The sequence below is a fragment of the Vibrio sp. Isolate24 genome, assembly GCF_022398215.1.
Lineage (GTDB): Bacteria > Pseudomonadota > Gammaproteobacteria > Enterobacterales > Vibrionaceae > Vibrio > Vibrio coralliilyticus_A.
On record NZ_JAKEUU010000016.1, the window covers coordinates 1 to 3027 of the forward strand.

Sequence of the window (3027 nt, forward strand, 5' to 3'; positions counted from 1 at the left end):
TGGTGTTTTATAATGAAGAGCGTAATCATCAAGGACTCAATGACCTCACTCCTGATGAAGCCTACTTCGGCAGGCAGAGATACGCTGCATGAGCAAGATCAACCACTTAAGAAATTAGCTTATGTGTCCAACCATCGGGGTCCACTTCTCTATATATCTATTCCTAATCATAAGATCATTCTTTTTTTAATTAGATCTGTATATCTATACATAATAATCAGTTTTTTAGTCGATGAAACAGCAGGCAGCCTTATTGTTCTTGAATAAACGACAAACGAGACTTATCTGAGTATAGAGGTCATATATGGCGAAAGATTTGAGTACTAACGCTAGTGTTGTTTTGTAGCGACAGCCACTGTGTTTGGAGAGTTAGTCAAGAACAATTGCTCAGAGGGGTCGAAAAAAACGTAAACATCCCGATACCCACGTAGACAAGCGCAATAGTGTTGAATACGGCAGGCATGACTTTGACCACGATAGGCAACTGGTAGAGCTCTTTGATTTGTCACCGACCATTCATTAACAATCTTCCACTGTTTTACTTCATCGGAAACGGTATTTTGACAACTTAACTGCTTGTTATATTTATATTGTACCGACTAGCCCGAAAACTCCTATAGGGAGAAGTAATGCCCACTGAGGTAATTTCATAAACGTTTTTAGCTTAAAAAAATACCAACCGACACTAATAAATACTAAAGAGAAAACAATAAAGATAGTAGATATTCCAATAACAACGTTTTCAAATGAATCTAAGTTAAGCCAACCAGCATATGTTAATATCAATCCACAAATGATGAGAGTAGCTGAGACCATGTGCCAACAGGCTAATAATGTTGCTTTAGGGATATCTGGCAGATCTGACTCAAGAAAAGGTCTAACAGGATCCAACTGCCCTGCAATAACATGCACACATGAGGTAAACAAACACATTAGTCCTGAAATGAAAATCCATAAGTTCATACAAAAGCCTAGTGAACATAAGCCGCGCTCACCAGTAAATTGAGAGCGCAGCGATTAATTTTTCCGAGTGTAGAGCTTTGTTAAAGGCCACATTCGTATTTTCAACAATAGTTAAATTTCGATCTTGTCAAAATATTTGATAATTGGCGGTGCAATGAGAAAAGAGCTTAGCTCTTCCAAGACACCATTATCATTAATGAAACTCAAATACTCCTGATGGCTTTCTATCGTTAACCACTCTTCGTCCAAGAGCATTTCATTGTTCTTTTGATCAAATAAAACTTTAACCCGCATATTTCCTTGAAACCCTCTTACATTGGGTAAGTTGTCTTCCAGAAATGGCAGCAAGACTTGAAATCGTTCTGGCTTTACTTGGCAGTTTAGGGTGACTTTGACACTCATTTCTTACTCCTCTTAGATAACAATCGAAGTTCAGATTAGCTTGTTAACTAAAGGTAAACTACTCATAGACTGTCAAAAATAACGATTTCCAGTCATTCGCGCTGTTTAATCTGTTTTGGCGTTACACCATACTTCAGTTTGAACGCCTTGATAAAGGCCGATACATTTTCATACCCCATAGTCATAGCTACTTCCGTAACAGAAAGCTCTTTACCTAACAGGAGTGCTTTCGCCTTGCATAATTTTTTCTCTTGCAGCCACTTTTTAGGGGGCATCTTGTAGCTTTCTTTGAAATCACGATTAAAACTTGAAAGACTTCTTCCTGAAAGATGAGCGAGATCGCTAACGGTGAGATGAAGTACATCCAACGTTTCCAGCATGCGATCAAGATTTCGTTTAGGTGGAACTCTTTTCTTTGTAGCCAGCAATGAGCCCAAAATACGCTGATGGTCTTTCCAAGCAATAAGGTGAAGCAGCTCTTGGAGTTTAATATTTAGGTAGGTGGGCGTTTTTATATCAACTCGAAGTGAGTCAAAGAAAGTCGTAAATTCATCACCCTCCTCAAATAAGAAAAAGGGTTCCTTACTTTCATGACAAGCTAAAGGCTGTTTGACTTTGCTCAAATAAGCATTGATAACATCGTCGTCAAAAAACACTAGATAAGCCTTAAGAGATTCTGTTTCTTTAACAAAGTCAGATTGAAGATTTAGTCCTTGAGGGAGAAATATAGAAGACCCCGGACTCAACGTGACCGTATCGTTGTAGCTATTTGTGAGCACCTCACGCCCATTTTGGACAAATATAAAACAAGGTGTGTTAGTATAAAACTCAATGTCCACTAAGTCCTGTTCTAAGTTCTTATACATAATAGCCGAGTTTCGGTGATGGCTAAGCACTACCACATCTTTCATGGCATACAGAGCCTGTGGGATCACCAACACGTTAGATTGAGTATGCTCAAAAATCGTTTTCATTTTTCTTCTTTGGAGAATGGCTTTAGTCGTCATTGAGTGCCCTGCTAAGTAACTGTCAACATTACAATAAAGCTTAAACAATGCACCGTAAACATGAAACGCAACTAGAAGTAAATTCACCGCACGTTGCCATTATATTTTCAGCAGATGAAACAAAATCGATAGGGTTTAGAATCATGTCCATTTGTCAAAATTTAACTTATATTTCAAAATCTAATGTCGACCATACACTCTTATTTTGTTCACGACTTTTGTTGGGGCACTTTCGAGCTAAAAATCGCCAAGGGTATAAATTCAACCTGAGAAGCTCTTGGACAAAAACGTTTTAACTTATCTACACAACCTCACTAGCTATTGACTAAAACCGATGAGCTTTTTTCTTTCGGCATTTGCATATCAAGCAAACTAAACCGTTTCAGACGTGGTATGGGGAAGGCAAAACTGGCTACCTGACTTTGTTGACTATACTCAGATGAAGTGATGATTGGGTAAACAGGAATAACAATCAGCGTGAAAAAATAGTACTTAATACTGAAAACAGAAGTGGCCCCCAATTTTCGGACATGACTTTAAGTGATTGATCTGTTTTGATAGTACCCAAGAATACTGGAACAGATTATGACTAGAAAACGTAGAAACCACTCTCCTGAATTCAAAGCTAAAGTGGCACTTTCTGCCGCCAAAGGTG

General features: G+C 38.4%; 3 protein-coding genes. All 3 read right to left on the reverse strand.

The genetic code is table 11. The features are described 5' to 3' along the window. Positions 1–585: 585 nt before the first annotated feature. The 3 genes from L1D23_RS22055 to L1D23_RS22065 all read right to left on the reverse strand — a co-directional run bounded on the left by L1D23_RS22055 (position 586) and on the right by L1D23_RS22065 (position 2372). Positions 586–963 (reverse strand): hypothetical protein, encoded by a 378-nt coding sequence (locus L1D23_RS22055; RefSeq protein ID WP_239871844.1) that lies wholly within the window; start codon positions 961–963, stop codon positions 586–588. A 111-nt stretch (positions 964–1074) separates the two neighbouring features. Then, a complete protein-coding gene (locus L1D23_RS22060; RefSeq protein ID WP_239871847.1) occupies positions 1075–1365 on the reverse strand; it encodes an antibiotic biosynthesis monooxygenase in 291 nt (96 codons plus the stop codon). Positions 1366–1457: 92 nt separating this feature from the next. Further along, positions 1458–2372 carry an AraC family transcriptional regulator gene (locus L1D23_RS22065; RefSeq protein WP_239871850.1) on the reverse strand — a complete coding sequence of 305 codons (915 nt, stop codon included), beginning with the start codon at positions 2370–2372 and terminating at the stop codon, positions 1458–1460. Positions 2373–3027 lie beyond the last annotated feature (655 nt).